Annotated in this window: 14 protein-coding genes; 6 read left to right on the top strand and 8 right to left on the bottom strand. The window is 63.9% G+C overall.

The genetic code is table 11. From position 1 onward, the window contains the following. The first annotated feature begins 14 nt into the window (after window positions 1-14). The 4 genes from ABIA90_RS09015 (at window position 15) to ABIA90_RS09000 (ending at window position 4359) form a co-directional block, all read left to right on the top strand. The gene (locus tag ABIA90_RS09015; protein ID WP_035730492.1) at window positions 15-161 is read left to right on the top strand and encodes a hypothetical protein; all 147 of its coding nucleotides are present in this window, start codon (window positions 15-17) and stop codon (window positions 159-161) included. Between the two features lie 17 nt (window positions 162-178). Beyond that, a complete protein-coding gene (gene xerD / locus ABIA90_RS09010) occupies window positions 179-1135 on the top strand; it encodes a site-specific tyrosine recombinase XerD (RefSeq protein ID WP_354118586.1) in 957 nt (318 codons plus the stop codon). Between the two features lie 273 nt (window positions 1136-1408). Next, on the top strand, window positions 1409-2371 hold the full coding sequence (locus tag ABIA90_RS09005; RefSeq protein WP_085403699.1) for an acetyl-CoA carboxylase carboxyltransferase subunit alpha: 963 nt from the start codon (window positions 1409-1411) through the stop codon (window positions 2369-2371). 428 nt (window positions 2372-2799) lie between these two features. Next, complete coding sequence (locus tag ABIA90_RS09000; protein ID WP_225005620.1) at window positions 2800-4359, top strand: L,D-transpeptidase family protein; 1560 nt, start codon at window positions 2800-2802, stop codon at window positions 4357-4359. Between the two features lie 109 nt (window positions 4360-4468). On the opposite strand, the gene ABIA90_RS08995 is transcribed toward ABIA90_RS09000, so the two are convergent. The 7 genes from ABIA90_RS08995 to ABIA90_RS08965 all read right to left on the bottom strand — a co-directional run bounded on the left by ABIA90_RS08995 (window position 4469) and on the right by ABIA90_RS08965 (window position 12034). Next, window positions 4469-5164 carry a branched-chain amino acid ABC transporter ATP-binding protein gene (locus ABIA90_RS08995; RefSeq protein ID WP_014490408.1) on the bottom strand — a complete coding sequence of 232 codons (696 nt, stop codon included), beginning with the start codon at window positions 5162-5164 and terminating at the stop codon, window positions 4469-4471. Continuing rightward, window positions 5157-5891 (bottom strand): ABC transporter ATP-binding protein, encoded by a 735-nt coding sequence (locus ABIA90_RS08990; RefSeq protein ID WP_071908479.1) that lies wholly within the window; start codon window positions 5889-5891, stop codon window positions 5157-5159. The genes ABIA90_RS08995 and ABIA90_RS08990 overlap by 8 nt, the downstream gene beginning before the upstream one ends. Further along, a complete protein-coding gene (locus tag ABIA90_RS08985; protein WP_354118585.1) occupies window positions 5878-6999 on the bottom strand; it encodes a branched-chain amino acid ABC transporter permease in 1122 nt (373 codons plus the stop codon). The genes ABIA90_RS08990 and ABIA90_RS08985 overlap by 14 nt, the downstream gene beginning before the upstream one ends. A gap of 6 nt (window positions 7000-7005) precedes the next feature. Then, window positions 7006-8223: a substrate-binding protein gene (locus ABIA90_RS08980; protein ID WP_085403593.1), complete on the bottom strand. Its 1218-nt coding sequence runs from the start codon at window positions 8221-8223 to the stop codon at window positions 7006-7008. Between the two features lie 2 nt (window positions 8224-8225). After that, complete coding sequence (locus tag ABIA90_RS08975) at window positions 8226-9083, bottom strand: branched-chain amino acid ABC transporter permease (RefSeq protein WP_063980618.1); 858 nt, start codon at window positions 9081-9083, stop codon at window positions 8226-8228. Between the two features lie 100 nt (window positions 9084-9183). Further along, on the bottom strand, window positions 9184-10698 hold the full coding sequence (locus ABIA90_RS08970; protein ID WP_063980617.1) for an amidase: 1515 nt from the start codon (window positions 10696-10698) through the stop codon (window positions 9184-9186). Window positions 10699-10849: 151 nt separating this feature from the next. Continuing rightward, window positions 10850-12034 (bottom strand): substrate-binding domain-containing protein, encoded by a 1185-nt coding sequence (locus tag ABIA90_RS08965; protein WP_014490414.1) that lies wholly within the window; start codon window positions 12032-12034, stop codon window positions 10850-10852. 179 nt (window positions 12035-12213) lie between these two features. On the opposite strand from ABIA90_RS08965, the gene ABIA90_RS08960 reads away from it, so the two are divergent. After that, window positions 12214-12648: a MarR family winged helix-turn-helix transcriptional regulator gene (locus ABIA90_RS08960; RefSeq protein ID WP_014490415.1), complete on the top strand. Its 435-nt coding sequence runs from the start codon at window positions 12214-12216 to the stop codon at window positions 12646-12648. Window positions 12649-12881: 233 nt separating this feature from the next. Here the strand turns inward: ABIA90_RS08960 and secA are convergent, their stop codons facing one another. Next, window positions 12882-15722 carry a preprotein translocase subunit SecA gene (gene secA, locus ABIA90_RS08955; protein WP_354118584.1) on the bottom strand — a complete coding sequence of 947 codons (2841 nt, stop codon included), beginning with the start codon at window positions 15720-15722 and terminating at the stop codon, window positions 12882-12884. Window positions 15723-16076: 354 nt separating this feature from the next. Between secA and ABIA90_RS08950 the strand changes: the two genes are divergently transcribed. Next, window positions 16077-16997 carry a peptidylprolyl isomerase gene (locus ABIA90_RS08950; protein WP_063980581.1) on the top strand — a complete coding sequence of 307 codons (921 nt, stop codon included), beginning with the start codon at window positions 16077-16079 and terminating at the stop codon, window positions 16995-16997. Window positions 16998-17073 lie beyond the last annotated feature (76 nt).

Here is a 17073-nt window from a genome sequence, read left to right as displayed (position 1 = left end):
CGAGATCTTGCCCGATGCCCAGCCTGTTCCGCTTCCTGACGGTCGTCGCCGTGCTCGCCGGCATCGTCTATGGCGTGGTCTTCGCGCTGGCGAACTTCGTGAGCCCGAAGTCGCGGGAAATGACGGTGACGATCCCGCCGGATAAGTTTCTCAAGAAATAGGAGCTAGCCTCTAGGGCATGCGCGTACAGCCCTCAGACAGCAAGCTCACCGGCCTGTTCCTCGACATGCTCGCGGCGGAACAGGGCGCCGGCCCCAATACGCTCGACGCCTACCGCCGCGACCTCACCGATTTCTCGGAATTTTTGGGCCGCGTCGGGCACAGCTTTGCTGACGCCGAGACGCAGATCCTGCGCGATTACCTCGCCGATCTCGACAGCCGCGGCTTCAAATCCACCAGCGTCGCGCGGCGGCTGTCGGCGATGCGGCATCTCTACCGCTTTCTCCTGAACGAGCGCATCCGCACCGAGGATCCCGCGGCGATCCTGTCCGGCCCCAAGCGCGGCCGCGGCCTGCCGAAGGTGCTGTCGATCGCGGATGTCGACCGCATGCTCGGCCGCGCCAAGGAATTGAGCGAGGCGGAGGACGCTTCGCCCTCGAAACGGCTGCGCGCATTGCGGCTCTATTGCCTGCTCGAAGTGCTCTACGCCACGGGCCTGCGCGTCTCCGAGCTGGTGGCGCTGCCGCGCTCCGCGGCAAAACGCGACGCCCGCATGATCGTGGTGCGCGGCAAGGGCAACAAGGAACGCCTGGTGCCGCTCAACGAGGCCTCACGGCAGGCGATGGCCGATTATCTCGCGGCGACGGAAGCGGCAAAAGCCGACAAGAAGAACAGCGTGGCCGCCTCGAAATGGCTGTTCCCATCGTTCGGCGAGAGCGGGCATCTGACGCGGCAGCATTTCGCCCGCGACCTGAAAGAGCTTGCTGTCGCCTCGGGGCTGCAGGCCCGGCTGGTCTCCCCGCATGTGCTACGCCACGCCTTTGCCAGCCACCTCCTGCACAACGGCGCGGATTTGCGCATCGTGCAGACCCTGCTCGGCCACACCGACATCTCCACGACCCAGATCTATACCCATGTGGTCGAGGAGCGCCTGAAGAGCCTGGTGCGCGACCTGCACCCGCTGGCGGAGAAATAGTTCTCTTGTAGCCCGGATGGAGCGCAGCGAAATCCGGGGCCGCCCGCCTCGCGGAAAGACCTTCCCGGATTGCGCTTCGCTCCATCCGGGCTACAGACAACCCATGAAACCGCCTTGACTTCGGCCACATCTCCGCAGAAAGAGCCGTGGCCTCACGCATGATTTGGCGGGCTGCTTCCAAGCACACAAGCCAACTCATTGAAGAAGCTACATTTCTTTCCGCCGATCCAAACCTGCTTCGACGCCCCGCCCCGTCCTCGCTATATTGAGTTGATGCCAGATCACATGCGCAGCTATCTCGACTTCGAAAAGCCGGTCGCCGAGCTCGACTCCAAGGTTGACGAGCTGCGGACGCTTGCGGCCTCGGGCACCGATATCTCCGAGGAAATCGGGAAGATCGAGGACAAGGCGGCGCAGGCGCTGGCCGACCTCTATCTGAACCTGACGCCGTGGCAGAAGACGCTGGTCGCGCGGCATCCGCAGCGGCCGCATTTCAACGACTTCATCAAGGGCCTGATCACCGAATTCACTCCGCTCGCGGGCGATCGCAAGTTCGGCGAGGACGAGGCGCTGGTTGCCGGCTTCGGCCGCTTCCGCGGTGAGGCCATCTGCGTGATGGGCCAGGAAAAGGGCGATTCCACCGAGAGTCGCATCCGGCACAATTTCGGCATGGCGCGGCCCGAGGGCTATCGCAAATGCGTGCGGCTGATGGAGATGGCCGAGCGGTTCGGCCTGCCCGTGCTGTCGCTTGCCGATTCCGCCGGCGCCTATCCCGGCATCGGCGCCGAGGAGCGCGGCCAGGCCGAGGCGATCGCACGCTCGACCGATGCCTGCATGGCGCTGACCGTGCCCAACGTCGCCATCATCACCGGCGAGGGCATGTCGGGCGGCGCCATCGCCATCACCACCGCCAACAAAGTCTTGATGCTCGAGCACGCGATCTACAGCGTGATCTCGCCCGAGGCCGCCTCCTCGATCCTGTGGCGCGACGGCTCCAAGGCGCAGGAAGCCGCCAACAACATGAAGATCACCGCGCAGGACATGCTGCGCTTCGGGGTGATCGACAGCATCTTGAAGGAGCCGGTCGGCGGCGCCCACCGCGACCCCACCGCCATGATCGCCACCACGGGCGATGCCATCGCCAAAGCCTTTGACGAGCTCCGCGGCCTCGACGGCGACGCCATCCGCAAGCAGCGGCGGCAGAAATTCCTCGATATCGGCCGGAAACTGGGCTGATTCGGGCGTTTTCGGTGCCGTAGGGTGGGCAAAGGCGCCAAGCGCCGTGCCCACCAGCCGGTCGGACGGCAGAGAATGGTGGGCACGCTTCGCTTTGCCCACCCTACGAGACCTCCAGTAACTCCCCGTTAACCCTTTTTTTGCCCAAATCAGCGATCTCTGTCCGGATTGGGCCGGAAGGCCCAAGTACGGCCCAAAGTCGCGTCCATTTAGTCTTCGTTGACCATGCCACTGGGCCAACGGGCTCGTGATCCCCGGTCGGGTTGCGACCACATGACCCAGAGGTTAGAATTTTAATCAATGGCTTCAGGGCACAAGCGCTGGAGCGTGGTTCGAAAACGCCCGTCACGACGGGTCCGGATCTCCGGTCGGATCATGCTTCGAGATTGGGGTTCGCGCTCTCTGCCCGGCACGGTGTGGGGTCCATCTTGATTTCTCGTTCGCTTGCTCGCGCGCTTTTGGCTTCGGTTGCGCTGCTGACGGCCAGTGTTCTGCTGGCCGGCTGCGACACCGACCAGGTTTCGCTCGCGACCAACGCCAAGGCCAACCAGCCGGTGCCGCCGAAGCTTCTCGCCGCGATGGTTGAGAAGGACATGGACCTGCAATCGCCGATCCTGGTCCGCCTGTTCAAGCAGGAGGCCGAGCTCGAGGTCTGGAAGCAGGCCCGCAACGGCCAGTTCGCGCTGCTCAAGACCTATCCGATCTGCCGCTGGTCGGGCGATCTCGGCCCCAAGGTGCGCGAAGGCGACCGCCAGGCACCGGAGGGATTCTACTCGATCAATCCGGGCCAGATGAATCCGCAGTCTGCCTACTATCTCTCGTTCAACACGGGCTATCCGAACGCGTTCGACAAGGCGCTCGGCCGCACCGGCTCGCAGCTGATGGTGCATGGCGATTGTTCGTCGCGCGGCTGCTACGCGATGACCGACGAGCAGATCGCGGAGATCTATTCGCTTGGCCGCGAGTCGTTCTTCGGCGGGCAGAAGGCGTTCCAGCTGCAGGCCTATCCGTTCAAAATGACGCCGGTGAACATGGCCAAGCACCGGAACAACCCGAACATGCCGTTCTGGAAGATGATCAAGGAAGGCTATGATCATTTCGAGGTGACGCGGCAGGAGCCGAAGGTCGATTTCTGCGAGCGCAAATACGTGTTCGACGCAACGAAGACGCCTGACGCGAAGCGCGATCCGGTGTTCGACGCGTCCGCGAAGTGCCCGGCCTATGTGATCCCCGAGAACATCGCCAGCGCGGTGCGCGACAAGGATGCGCGCGACCAGGTCGAGTACAACAAGCTCGTCGCCAAGGGCACGCCGATCGCGCGCATGAACACCGGCATCGACGGCGGCATGAACAAGATTTTTGCCTCGAAGATTCCGGAGGGATCGACCGGACTGTCGGAGAATGCCGAAGGCTCGACCCTGGAGATGCTGGCGATGGCAAAGGCGCCGGGCACGATCCCCGGACACGTCAATCCGCCCAAGCCCAATCTCGATGCGGTCGCCGCCGCTCCCGCGAACCAGGAGCCGGTCGTCGCCGTCAGCGCGCCCGCCGCCACCACCCGCGTCGCCGCAGCCGCGCCGGCCAGCGAGAAATCCCAAGAGAAATCGTCAGGCGGCTTCTTCTCCAACCTCGGCCGCAAGATGGGCCTCGGCGCCGCCGACACCACGGCGACCACGCCGCCGCCGCAAGCGACCGCGTCCGTGGCCCCGACCGCTGCGCCAGCAACACCACCCACCGCGACGTCGAGGCTGAAGGCCGCAGTGACGAGGTTCGTGCCCGGCCGCGACACGTCCAAGGACGCGCCGAAGCCGGCCGTCGCCGCCGCCAAGCCGGCCGAACCGGTGAAGCCGGACACGCGCCTCGCCGCGACGCGGCCGGCGCTGAAGCCGTCGGTGTCGGATGGCGCGAGTGAAGCGACGCAGATCATGGGCGCCGCGCCGGTGGTGTCGTCGAACTCGTTTGACAGCCGCTTTGGGGCGGTGAAGTAAGGGCGGCGCTCCGCTTAATCTCTCCGATCCATCTCAGCCTGACGCCGTCATTCCCCTTGATGAGGTACAGTGAGAGCGCTGCGCCTCACTCAAAGACGGGCAGCGCGACCTACGGCGCCAAATACCGCATCAGCTCCGGATTGCCGCGCACATCATTCGCCTGCCCTTGCAGAGCGACCCTGCCGCGGTCGAGCACGTAGGCATAGTCCGCGACGCGCAGCGCGAGGTCGAGGTGCTGCTCGACGATGATGACGGCGATGCTCTTCGCGAGCTCGATCAGGCGCTCGGTGATCTCCTCGATCACGCCGATCCAGACGCCTTCGGTCGGCTCGTCCAGCAACAATAGCTTCGGATCGCCCAGCATCGCGCGGCCGATGGCGAGCATCTTGCGCTCACCGCCGGAGAGGGTGCCGGCGGGCTGGTCGAGGCGCTGGCCGAGTTTCGGGAAGATGGTCAGCACATGGTCGACCGCGTCGGCCTTCTTGCTGGCGAGCGAGCCGACCGCCAGATTGTCGCGCACCGAAAGGCGCGCGAACACCGAATGCTCCTGCGGCACATAGCCGATGCCAGCGCGCACGCGCTCCTGGGTCGCGCGACGGCTGATGTCGCGGCCGTCGAACGCGACCTCGCCCTTCCATGCCGGCAGCTCGCCGACGATGGTCTTCATCAGCGTGGTCTTGCCGGCGCCATTGCGGCCGAGCACGGCGACGCCGCCTCGCCAGGGAATGCCGAGGGTGACGTCGAACAGGACCTGGCTGCGGCCATAGCCCGCGTCGAGATGCTTGATGTCCAAAAATTCAGGCACGGCGCAGATAGATCTCCTGAACGGATTTATTGGCCTGGATCTCGGACACGGTGCCTGATGCCAGCACCTTGCCCTGGTCGAGCACGGTCAACCGATCGCAGATGTCGCGGATGAAATCGAGGTCGTGCTCGACGATGACGAGCGAGCAATGTTTTTTGATCGGCTGAAGCAGTTCACCGGTGACGCGGCGCTCCTCCAGGCTCATGCCGCCGGTCGGCTCGTCCAGCAGCAGCAGCTTCGGCTTGCCCGCGAGCGCCATCGCGATCTCCAGCCATTGCTGCTGGCCGTGCGACAATGCCGCCGCCGCGTCGAAGGCACGATCGGCGAGGCGGAACTGCGTCAGCATGGTCATGACCTGGTCGTGCAGCGCACCCCGCGTGCGCGAGAATACAAGATCGAACAGCGAGGACTGCGCCTGCAGCGCGAGCAGGATGTTGTCGTAGAGCGTCAGCGTCGGCAGCACGCTGGTGATCTGGAATTTCAGGCTCATGCCGGCCCGGGCCCGTTCGGTCGGCGTGAACGCGGTGATGTCGGTGTTGATGAAACTCACTTTGCCTTGCGTCGGCACTTCGGCCCCCGCAATGCACTTCATCAGCGTGCTCTTGCCGGAGCCGTTCGGTCCGATCAGGCCGTGAAACTCGTTCTCGCCGACGGTGAGCGCGGCGCCGTCGAGCGCGGTGAGCTTGCCAAAGATCTTCTTGATATCGGCGGCTTCAAGGAGCGGCATTGCGCTTCTCCTTCTTAGTCCGCTTCTCGGTCTCCTTGGGCTTGGCACCAAAGCTGCCGACCCGTTCGCGCTCGCCGAGCACAAAACTGATCAGGCCGAGCGGCCGGAACAGGATCACGAGCAGCAGCAGCAGACCGAGGATGATCGGCCAGATCTCGCGATAATTGTCAGAGAGCCAGAAGCTGACGCCCTCGACGATCACGGTGCCGATGACGGCGCCGATCAACGTGCCGGAGCCGCCGAACAGAACGTAGAGCACCACCTGCGTCGAGACCACCACGCCGACTATGTTGGGCCAGACGAAACCTTCGTGGAAGGCATAAAGGCTGCCGGCAAGACCTGCGATGGCGCCGCCGATCGCGAAGATGATCGCCTTCAGGTGCTGTACCTTGTAGCCGAAGAAGGCGATGCGCTGCTCGTTTTCGCGCAGGCCCGCAAGCGCCAAGCCGAATTGCGAGCGTACCAGGAAGCGGCAGAGCAGGTAGACCGCGACGAGGATACCGAGCACGAGATAGTAGAAGGCCGGGCCCTCAGTAAATTCGTAGCCGCCGAGCGACATCGGCGCGATCGAGGGGATGCCGTTCTGGCCGCCGAGATAGTACCAGCCGCGCGCGAGGCGATCGGCGGCGTAGGAGCCGGTAAGCGTGCCCAGCGACACGAAGATGACGCTGGAGGGATGCCGTCCGAGCAGCAGGAAGCCGCCGAGCAGCAGCGCGAAGGTAAGGCCGATGATCGTGCCGGCAGGGAGCACCAGAAAGATGTTGGTGATGTCGAGGTCGCGCGCGAGCAGCGCGACGCCATAGCCGGCCGAGCCGAAGAACAGGGCCTGGCCGAAGCTCATGATGCCGGCATAACCCCAGACCAGATCGAACGACAACGCGAACAGCGCGAGGATGATCACGCGGGTCGCGAACACCGTGAGGTAGTCCTGCAGCACCAGCGGCGCGAGCAGCGCCGCGACGAGCACGACGCCCTCCACGATCGGCAGGACCTTTCGTCCTGCCTTGACCTGTTCCTTGGCCTGTCCCGCGGCCACGCGTTCAGCCATCGCACCGTCCGCTTCGTCGCCGGCGATGGCTTCTCTTACCACAGTCATCGACTTAGGCATTCCGCCTCAGCATTCCTTGGGATCGACGAGCCCGTCGCTGCGTCCGACGATCTCGTAGTTCCCACCCTTGGCGACCGCGGTGTACATCTTCATCTTGCAGTGCCGCTTGCCCGGCACCATCTCGGCCGGTCCGCCCGGGCCTTCGGCGATCTTGGCGTGATCGAGCGCGGCGGCAACCGAGTCGCGATCGACCTTGCCGGCCTCCTTCACGGCCGCTTCCCATAGCTTGAGGCCGCGATAGGTGCCGGTCGCGGCACTGCCGGCCGCGAACAGGAAGTTGCCGGGAAAGTCCTTCTCATAGGCCGCCTGGATTTTTGCGTCGAACGGATTCTCCTTGGTCAGCACCTTGAAATAGTCGAGACAGCTTGCGAGCCCCTCGATCTCGGCGGCCTGGTTGATGTTGAGCGTGTTCTCGTCATAGTAGACGCAGGCCAGGCGCCCGCCGTTCTTGAGGAAGCCCGCTTCATAGAGCTGCTTGAAGAACGGGCCTACGCCCGGCGGAATGACGGTGTTGAAGACGACGTCGACCTTGTTGGAGATGATCCGGTTGACGGTCGATGAGAAATCGATCTGGTCGAGCGGGTAATATTCCTCAAACACGACCTCGCCGCCGTTCGCCTCAATGACCTTGCGGGCGTAGACGTTGAGCGTGTGCGGCCAGACATAGTTGGCGCTCGGTAGCGCGAACTTCTTGCCACCGTTCTTGATCAGCCAGGGGATGAACTCGTCACACTGCTGCGCCGGCGTCGGTCCGGTGCAGAACAGATAGGGCGTGCACTCCTTGCCTTCGTAGAGCTGCGGATAGATGTAGAGCGTCTTGCCGCGCGCCACGATCGGGTCCTTGATCGCGTTGCGCATCGACGAGGTGATGCCGCCCAGCACCATGTCGACCTTGTCGCGTTGGATCAGTTTTCGGACGTTGCCGACCGCGACGGATTCGTTGGACGCAGTGTCCTCGATGTAGAGCTCGAGCGGACGGCCGAGCAGACCACCGGCCGTATTGATCTCCTTGATCACCATCTTGGCGACGTTAGCGTCGGCATTGCCGGCATAGGCGATCGGGCCGGTGAGATCGGTCGCGATACCGACCTTGATCGGGCCTTCCGCCGCGTTCGCCCACGGCGCCGGGATCACCCAGCTTCCGACGCCGGTCGCGACCGCGCCGGTGGTAAAGGCAAGATTGGAGAGGAAGCGGCGACGCGAAAGCTGAGTACGATCGAACATGACTAAACCCCTTTTCCAGCGATGAGGCCCTGTGGCCGAAATTTGATGAAGACAATGGCGAGCACGAAGACGAGGACGTCGGCGACGACGGGCGCCATCACCCATGGCAGCGCGGCGCTGAGGGTGCCGATGACGCCGGCGCCCGCCACCGGTCCGATGAAGGAGCCGACGCCGCCGACCATCACCGCAACAAAACCCTGGATCAGGAAGCGCAGGCCCAGATCGGCGTACAGGCTGAACACCGGGACGATCAGCGCACCGGCAAGGCCGGCGAGCGCGGAGCCGAACGCAAACGTGGCGCCATACATCAGGGGCGTGGAAATGCCTGAGGCCCGCGCCAGCGAGGGATTTTCCAGGGTGGCGCGCATGCGCAGGCCAAAACTCGTGCGCGACAGCAGGAGGTAACAGCCCGCCATCACCAGAAGCGTGATGACGATGATGGTGAAGCGCCAGGCCGAGATATGCATGGCGCCGATATCGATCGAGCCGCCGATCGGCTCGGGCACGGTCAGATAGAAGCCGCCGATCAGACCGCGCACCGATTCGCGGATGATCAGGCCGAGCGCATAGGTGCCGAGCATCGCCACGATCGGCGCGGCGTAGAAGCGGCGGATGATCAGCGCCTCCAGCACGAAGCCGAGCGCACCAACCACAAAGGGCGCCGCGACCATGCCGGCCCAGATCGGCAGGCCCTTGGCGTAGGCGAGATAGGTGATGTAGGCCCCGAGCAGGACGAACTCTCCTTGGGCGAAGTTGAAGATGCCCATCATGCTGGCGATGATTCCGAGCCCCAGCACGATCAGGACGATGATCGCGCCAAAGCTCAGGATCTCGAACGCCGCGACGAACGCGTTAGCCATGCGCTGGATTCTTATTTTTGCGCGTTTTCTTGACGCGAACCGGTATCCACTTCGCTTGAAAACGCTCTGGTCTTCCGTCCGTCTGCATCAATTCCCCCCCTCACATCTTCTTCCAGTCGCCTATCTGCTCGAAGGCATGCGCGGCGCGATAGATCGTGGATTCCTCGAACATGCGGCCGACCAGCATCAGGCCGACCGGCAGGCCGTCGACCATGCCGCAGGGCAGTGACATCGCGGGATGATGGGTGATGTCGAACGGCGCTGTGTTGGAGATCATCTCGAGCGCACGGGCGACATAGTCTTCGCGGCTTGCGGTGGGCTCCGGCAGCTTCGTCGCCTTCATCGGGGTGGTCGGCAGCAGCAGCAGGTCGTATTCGCCGAACGCCTTGTCATAGGCCGCGGTCAGGCGACGCGAGATGTTGAGTGCCTTGCCGTAATAGCGGGGACCGAAGCTGTTGTTGATGTAGGTCCCGAGCATCAGGAACAGTTTTGTCGTCTCCGACAGCGAATCCGCCTGCCGGCGCCAGCCGCGATGGAAGTCCATCAGCGAGGTCGAGTAGAGGTCAGAGCGGCTCAGGCCATAGCCATCGCCATACATCATGGTCTGGGTCATGCCCTCCGTGCCGATCGGCGTCCAGATCGCGGGACCGACAAGATGCATCGGGATCGAGACGATCTCGACCGTGGCGCCGAGGTCCTTGAAGCGTTTTGCGGCCTCGCGCACGCTTTCGTTCACCGCGGCCTCCGCGTTCGCCTGCTCAAAGCCTTCCTTGAGGATGCCGATCTTCATGCCCTTGACGCCCTGGCCGAGCGCCTTGGTGTACTCCTCGACCTTCGGTGCCTTGATGCGGGGATCGTAGCCGTCGTCGCCGGCGAGCACTTCCAGCAGCAATGCGTTGTCGGCGACCGTCGCCGTCATCGGACCGGTGTGGTCGACGAAGACCTCGATCGGCATGATGCCGGTGTAGGGGACGAGGCCCCAGGTCGGCTTCATGCCGTAGGTGCCGCAGAACGAAGACGGCATGCGGATCGAGCCGCCCTGGTCGCCGCCGATCGCCATGTCGACCTCGCCGAGCGCGACCACGACGCCACTGCCCGAGGACGAGCCGCCGGCCGAATAGCCCATCTTGTGCGGATTGTGCACGGCACCGACCGCGCCGGTGTGGCTGCCGCCGGACATGCAGAAGGATTCGCAATGCACCTTGCCGGCGATCTCGGCGCCGGCATCGAGCATGCGCGTGACGATGGTGGCGTCGAAATCGGGGACATAGCCTTCCAGCGTCGCCGAGCCGTTCATCATGGGCACGCCGGCGAGCATGATGTTGTCCTTCAGCGCGACGGTCTTGCCCTTGAGCTTGCCGCTCGCCGCACCCTTCACGGTCGACTTGCGGTACCAGGCGTTGCGCGGGTTCTCCTCGGGCGAGGGCCGATAGCCCGGCGTGCGCGGATATTTCACCTCCGGCACTTCGTCCGGCATCGCGCCGACGAGATTATAGGCTTCGATCGAGCCCTGCATCAGGCCGCGGAACGAGGCAACATCGGCATCGGTCAGCGAAAGGCCGCACTGCTTGGCGACGTCAAGAAGTTGGGCAGGCGTGGGAAGGACAACTGTCACGGCGCTCTCCTGAAGTTTCTTGGTACGGTCCCTGCACACGGCCGCGATTGGCGCGACGCGCGCAGCGGCCCTGCTGAAACATTCAAAGCGGAAATATTTTCCTTTTCAAGTATTATTTTGAGATGAGGCTGTCCGGATTGCCGCAGCAGGCTCAGACCGGCTTGATCAGCTTGAAGTCGAGGCCGTCGGCCTCCGCGAGATACATCTGCATGCGGGCGTGGCCGTTGCGAACGACGACCGGGCCGCGCGCGCCGCCGTAAACGATGTTGCGGCCCGCCGCGAGCATGGGCGCCATCGACAGCGAACCTGCCTTTTTCGCCACGGCTTCGAGGAAACGCAGGCCTTCATAGCTGGACTGGCCGAGCGAGCCGATCGGCGGGGCGTTCGGCCCGAACATGGCGCGATAGCGGATCTGGAAGTCGTCATTGGCCCGCGAGCCGATACCGGAGAAATAGCCGGATGCGCAGAACATGTTCTCGCTGTTGTCGGCGCCGATGCCGAGCAGCACCGTCTCGTCCATGGCCCCCGCCAGCCGCAGCGTCGTGGCGCCGAGGCCGCATTCGCCGAAAGCACGATTGAAGGTGACGCTGTCGGTGCCGATCAGCGAGATCAGCACGACATCGGGCCGCGCGGCACGGATGCGCGCCAAATGCGGCTCGTGATTGTCCTCGCCGAGGGGGACGAACTCCTCGCCGACGACGTGGCCGCCGGTCTCCCTGATGTAGTTCTTCACGGCGCGGTGCGACTGCCAGGGCCAGACGTAATCGCTGCCGATCAGGTACCAGCGCGACGCCTTCTTGACGTCGGCAAGCCAGTGGATCGACGGCCGGCTCTGCCAGCGCGGCGTCTCGCCGATCGCCATCACGCCGGGCGTGCGCTCGCCGCCTTCGTAGACCGGCGTATAGATGTAGGGGATGCGATGACGCGTGGTGACGTCGCGCAAGCCGACGCGGACCGCGCTGGTGTGCAGCCCGACGATGAGATCGACCTCGTCGAATGCGATCGCCTGCTCGGCGCGGTTCAGCACCTCGTCGAGCGGCCCGCCGGCGTCGTAGATCGACAGCTCGATCTCGCGGCCGAGGATGCCGCCGCGCTTGTTGATCTCGGCAACGGCGAGTTGCGCGCTGTTGGTCGCGCAGGGGCCCCACACACCCGGCGATCCCGTGCAGCAGATGAAGCCGCCGATGCGCAGCTTGTTCGCGCCACGCCGCCTGAGGAAAGCATGATCGCCCGGCGACAGCGAGCTATCGGCTCCCGACGACGACAGATTCCTCAGCAGCAAGGACGGCGGCATCGCCGGACTGCCGTGAGCCGGGAAGTTTACCGTCGCGTGCACGCCAACTCCTGTCTGGCACCAGACCTGAAAGCACAATGAGCAGGCGGCCGCGGCATCCGCCCTTTTGTTAGGCAAACATCCTATTTTGAAAATATTGAATATTCAACAATTGAAGTGCATATAGAAGCAGCATTGATTGCAAGACATTCACTCATTTGGGTCAAGACGAAGTCTTAGCCGTGGCAAAACCGAACTCCCCGATCACCGAACACCTCGCCTACCTGCTCGCGCAAGCCAACCGGGAGATCAACCGGCAGCTGGAACTGCGCCTGAGCAAGGAAGGCGTTCCCGTCGAGCAGTGGCGCATCCTTAAGGTGTTGTCGGACGGCGATGGCCACTCGATGGGCGAACTCGCGGACGCGGTGCTGCTCAATCATCCGACGCTGACCAAGATGATCGACCGCATGGTCTCCGACACGCTGGTCTATCGCGTGCAGGACCCGAACGACCGCCGCAAGGTGCTGATGTTCATCTCCGACCGCGGCAAGGTGCTGTGCAAGAAGCTCAACTCGCTCGCAGTGGACCAGGAGGAGCACATCCTGGAGAGCTACGGCGACAAATCGACGAGCGAATTGAAGCGGCTGCTCGAGAGCTTGATCGACAGCTCGAATTGAGCGTTGGCTTGGCGCGCTCTCGCACCCCTTCATCTCGTGAGGGCGTGGCGCAAATCGCCACACACACTCAGCCGTCATCGCCCGCGAAAGCGGGCGATCCAGTATTCCAGAGACGTTGGTGATTCAACCGAGAGGCCGCGGCGTACTGGGTCGCCCGGTCGAGCCGGGCAACGACAGTGGAGCGTGAGGCACGAACATCGCGTCTTACGCGCGCATGACGACGGGGCTAGCGACTACGCGTACCGCCCGTGGCAGTGCTTGTACTTCTTGCCTGAGCCGCAGGGGCAATCCTCGTTGCGGCCGACCTTGCCCCAGCTTGCGGGGTTCTTCGGATCGCGAAGAGCTGCGTCGGAAGCCTGCGCACCGAGCGTGACGCTGGCGAGCGCCATTTCGTCCTCGCCGGTGTTCGGGTCGAACTTGTGCGCTTCCATCGGCGGCAGCACGGGGGCTTCCTGCTCCGGCGGGACGATCTCGACCCGCATCAGCTGCGCCGTGACGGCCTCGCGCAGATGCGCGCTCATCTCCTGGAAGAGATTGAAGGCCTCGGTCTTGTACTCCTGCAACGGATCGCGCTGGCCGTAGCCACGCAGGCCGATGACCTGGCGCAGATGGTCGAGCATGATCAGATGCTCGCGCCAGAGATGGTCGAGCGTCTGGAGCAGAATGGTCTTCTCGACGTAACGCATCACGTCGGGACCCCATTGCCCGACCTTGGCCGCCATGTGCTCGTCGGCTTTGGTCTCGATGCGGGTGAGCAGCTCCTCGTCGGCGATGCCCTCTTCCTTGGCCCAGTCGTCGACCGGCAGGTCGAGATCGAGCACGCGCTTCAGCTCTTCCTTCAGGCCGGCGACATCCCACTGCTCGGCATAGGCGTGCTCGGGCACGTGCTTGGCGACGAGGTCGTCGATGAAGGCGTGGCGCATGTCGGTAACGGTCTCGGCGACGCTGTCGTCCTTCATCAGGTCGACGCGCTGGTCGAAGATCACCTTGCGCTGGTCGTTCTGGACGTTGTCGAACTTGAGCAGATTCTTGCGGATGTCGAAGTTGCGCGCCTCGACCTTCTGCTGCGCCTTCTCGAGCGCCTTGTTGATCCAGGGATGGATGATCGCCTCGCCTTCCTTGAGGCCGAGACGCTGCAGCATGCTGTCGAGGCGATCCGAACCGAAGATGCGCATCAGATCGTCTTCCAGCGACAGGAAGAACTTCGAGCGGCCGGGGTCGCCCTGACGGCCGGAACGGCCGCGCAGCTGGTTGTCGATGCGGCGGGATTCGTGACGCTCGGATCCCATGATGTAGAGGCCGCCGGGCTTCTTCACGGTCTTGGCGGGCTTCGAGCCCTTCGCCGGCTCGATCTCGACCTCTTCCTCGGCGTTCAGCACGATGTCGCGGAAGTGCTCGATGTCGGCCTTGATCTGCTCGATCTTCTTCGCCTTCTCGGCCTCGTCCTCGATGCCGGCGGTCTCCTGCTGGACCCGCATCTCGAGCGAGCCGCCGAGCTTGATGTCGGTACCGCGGCCGGCCATGTTGGTCGCGATCGTAATCGCGCCGGGCACGCCGGCTTCCGCGACGATATAGGCTTCCTGCTCGTGGAAGCGCGCGTTCAGCACCGCGAACAGTTTTGCCGGCTTGCCGGCGCGGGCCGCGGCGTACAGCTTCTGCATCGAATTTTCGTTGCCGAAATCGATCTGCCGGTAGCCGTGCTTCTTGAGGTATTCGGCGATCACTTCCGATTTTTCGATCGAGGCGGTGCCGACCAGCACCGGCTGCAGTCGCGCATTGGCGCGCTCGATCTCGGCCAGGATCGCGGCGTATTTCTCGTTCTGGGTTCGATAGACCTCGTCGTCCTCGTCGAGGCGGCCGACCGGCACGTTGGTCGGGATCTCCACGACTTCGAGCTTGTAGATGTCGAAGAGTTCGTCGGCTTCGGTCAACGCCGTGCCGGTCATGCCGGCGAGCTTTTCGTACATCCGAAAATAGTTCTGGAAGGTGATCGAGGCCAGCGTCTGGTTTTCCGGCTGAACCTGGACATGCTCTTTGGCTTCAAGCGCCTGGTGCAGGCCTTCCGAATAACGTCGGCCGGCCATCATGCGTCCCGTGAACTCGTCGATGATGACGACCTCGTCGTCGCGGACGATGTAGTCCTTGTCGCGCGTGAACAGCGTGTGGGCGCGCAGCGCCTGGTTGATGTGGTGCACGACGGAAACGTTCTCGACGTCGTAGAGCGACTCGCCCTTGAGCTGCCCGGCGTCGCGCAGCAACGTCTCGATCTTCTCCATGCCGCCTTCGGTCAGCGTCACCGTGCGCTGCTTCTCGTCGACCTCGTAATCGGTCTTGTCGAGCTTGGGCAGGAAGCCGTCGATGGTGTTGTAGAAGTCCGAACGGTCGTCGAGCGGGCCGGAGATGATCAGCGGCGTGCGCGCTTCGTCGATCAGGATGGAGTCGACTTCGTCGACGATGGCGTAGAAGTGCGGGCGCTGGACCATGTCCTCGAGCCGGTACTTCATGTTGTCGCGCAGATAGTCGAAACCGTATTCGTTGTTGGTGCCGTACGTGATGTCGCAGGCATAGGCAGCCTTGCGTTCGGAATCGTCGAGGCCGTGGACGATGACGCCGGTGGTCAAGCCGAGGAAGCTGTAGATCTGGCCCATCCAGCCGGAGTCGCGGCGGGCGAGGTAGTCGTTGACGGTGACGACGTGGATGCCCTTGCCCGCGAGCGCGTTGAGGTACACCGCGAGCGTTGCGACCAGCGTCTTGCCTTCGCCGGTCTTCATCTCGGCGATGTCGCCCTCGTGCAGCACGATGCCGCCGATCAGCTGCACGTCGAAATGCCGCTGGCCGAGCGTGCGCTTGGCGGCTTCGCGCACGGTGGCGAAGGCCGGCACCAGCAGATCGTCGAGCGTTTTGCCCTCGGCGAGCTGTTTCTTGAACTCGACGGTGCGGGCCTTCAGTGCCTCGTCGGAGAGTTTCGAAACCTCCGGCTCCAGCGCGTTGATCGCGTTGACGCGGGACTGGTATCCCTTCACCCGCCGGTCGTTGGCGGAGCCGAAAAACTTGCGGGCGAGCGCGCCGATCATGCCTAGTTCCTGTGTTCGCGATTCAACCGCGTTGCAGCCAAGAAGTTGTCACCCCCCTGCCTATCAACTCACCGTGACGCCTGATGGCGACAGAGCCCGGACTGCGGGGGGTCATCCGCCATATGGGTGGGAATTGGGCAAGTCTGGGTTCAACGGCCAAAAACGCAGCAAAATAAACGCCATCGCCATGGTCGCGACCGGGCAGAGATATGGCCCGGTCAGGGCCTTGTCAACGGCGGGCGCATTGCGGCTAATTCATCATTTTGACAGACTTTTCGCGTTGCCAAGCCCCCCTGAATTGGGCGAGTGTCCGCCCCGCTAGAGCAGCCCCCTGCTTCAACAAAAGGATTTTCCATGACCACCTCGTTCCCGGTAACCAAAACCGGCCTGCGCTTCGGCCTCGCCACCGCCCTCGTGGGCTGCCTTGCGTTGGCGCTGATCGCGGGTCCCGGCCGGGCTGCCGACGATCCGGTGCTGGCGAAGGTCAATGGCGCGGAAATCAAGAAGAGCGACGTTGCCATGGCCGAGGAGGAACTCGGGGCGAGCCTCGCCCAGATGGACCCGGCGACCAAGGACGAGAACGTGCTGTCCTTCCTGATCGACATGAAAATCGTCAGCAAGGCTGCCGAGGACAAGAAGGTCGCCGACGGCGACGAGTTCAAGAAGCGCCTGGCGTTCGCCCGGAACCGCCTGCTGATGGACAGCCTGCTCGCCAACGAGGGCAAGGCCGCCACCACCCCCGACGCCATGAAGAAGGTCTATGAGGAGGCCTCCAAGCAGATCACCGGCGAGCAGGAGGTCCGCGCCCGCCACATCCTGGTCGAGACCGAGGACGAGGCCAAGGCGGTGAAGGCCGAGCTCGACAAGGGCGCCGATTTCGCCGAGCTCGCCAAGAAGAAGTCCAAGGATCCGGGCTCCGCCGATGGCGGCGACCTCGGCTTCTTCACCAAGGAGCAGATGGTGCCGGAGTTCTCGGCCGTGGCCTTCACGCTGGAGCCGGGCAAGATCTCCGATCCCGTGAAGTCGCAGTTCGGCTGGCACATCATCAAGGTCGAGGAAAAGCGCAACCGCAAGGCGCCGGACTTCGAGCAGGTCAAGGCCCAGATCGAGCAGTACGTCACCCGCAAGGCCCAGGCCGACTACGTCGCCAAGCTCCGCGCGGAAGCCAAGGTCGAGCGGACGGACCAGCCGGCAGCGGATGCCAAGCCGGATGCCAAGCCGGCCGACCCTGCCAAGCCGTCCGACAGCAAGATGGCGCCCCCCGCGAAGAAGTAAGAATTCGCTGTCACTTCGCGGACGCCAATAGTATCTAACGTCGCAATGGCCGGGCAAATGCCCGGCCATCTGCATA

It is taken from the genome of Bradyrhizobium sp. LA6.8 (assembly GCF_040547935.1).
Classification (GTDB): domain Bacteria; phylum Pseudomonadota; class Alphaproteobacteria; order Rhizobiales; family Xanthobacteraceae; genus Bradyrhizobium; species Bradyrhizobium barranii.
This window is presented reverse-complemented; position numbering and strand designations above follow the sequence as displayed.

Coding starts and splice junctions, on each gene's coding strand:
- ABIA90_RS09015 (WP_035730492.1), top strand. CDS start 15: ATGCCCAGCCTGTTCCGCTTCCTGACGGTCGTCGCCGTGCTCGCCGGC.
- xerD (WP_354118586.1), top strand. CDS start 179: ATGCGCGTACAGCCCTCAGACAGCAAGCTCACCGGCCTGTTCCTCGAC.
- ABIA90_RS09005 (WP_085403699.1), top strand. CDS start 1,409: ATGCCAGATCACATGCGCAGCTATCTCGACTTCGAAAAGCCGGTCGCC.
- ABIA90_RS08990 (WP_071908479.1), bottom strand. CDS start 5,891: ATGCCGCTCCTTGAAGCCGCCGATATCAAGAAGATCTTTGGCAAGCTC.
- ABIA90_RS08985 (WP_354118585.1), bottom strand. CDS start 6,999: ATGCCTAAGTCGATGACTGTGGTAAGAGAAGCCATCGCCGGCGACGAA.
- ABIA90_RS08980 (WP_085403593.1), bottom strand. CDS start 8,223: ATGTTCGATCGTACTCAGCTTTCGCGTCGCCGCTTCCTCTCCAATCTT.
- ABIA90_RS08975 (WP_063980618.1), bottom strand. CDS start 9,083: ATGGCTAACGCGTTCGTCGCGGCGTTCGAGATCCTGAGCTTTGGCGCG.
- secA (WP_354118584.1), bottom strand. CDS start 15,722: ATGATCGGCGCGCTCGCCCGCAAGTTTTTCGGCTCCGCCAACGACCGG.
- ABIA90_RS08950 (WP_063980581.1), top strand. CDS start 16,077: ATGACCACCTCGTTCCCGGTAACCAAAACCGGCCTGCGCTTCGGCCTC.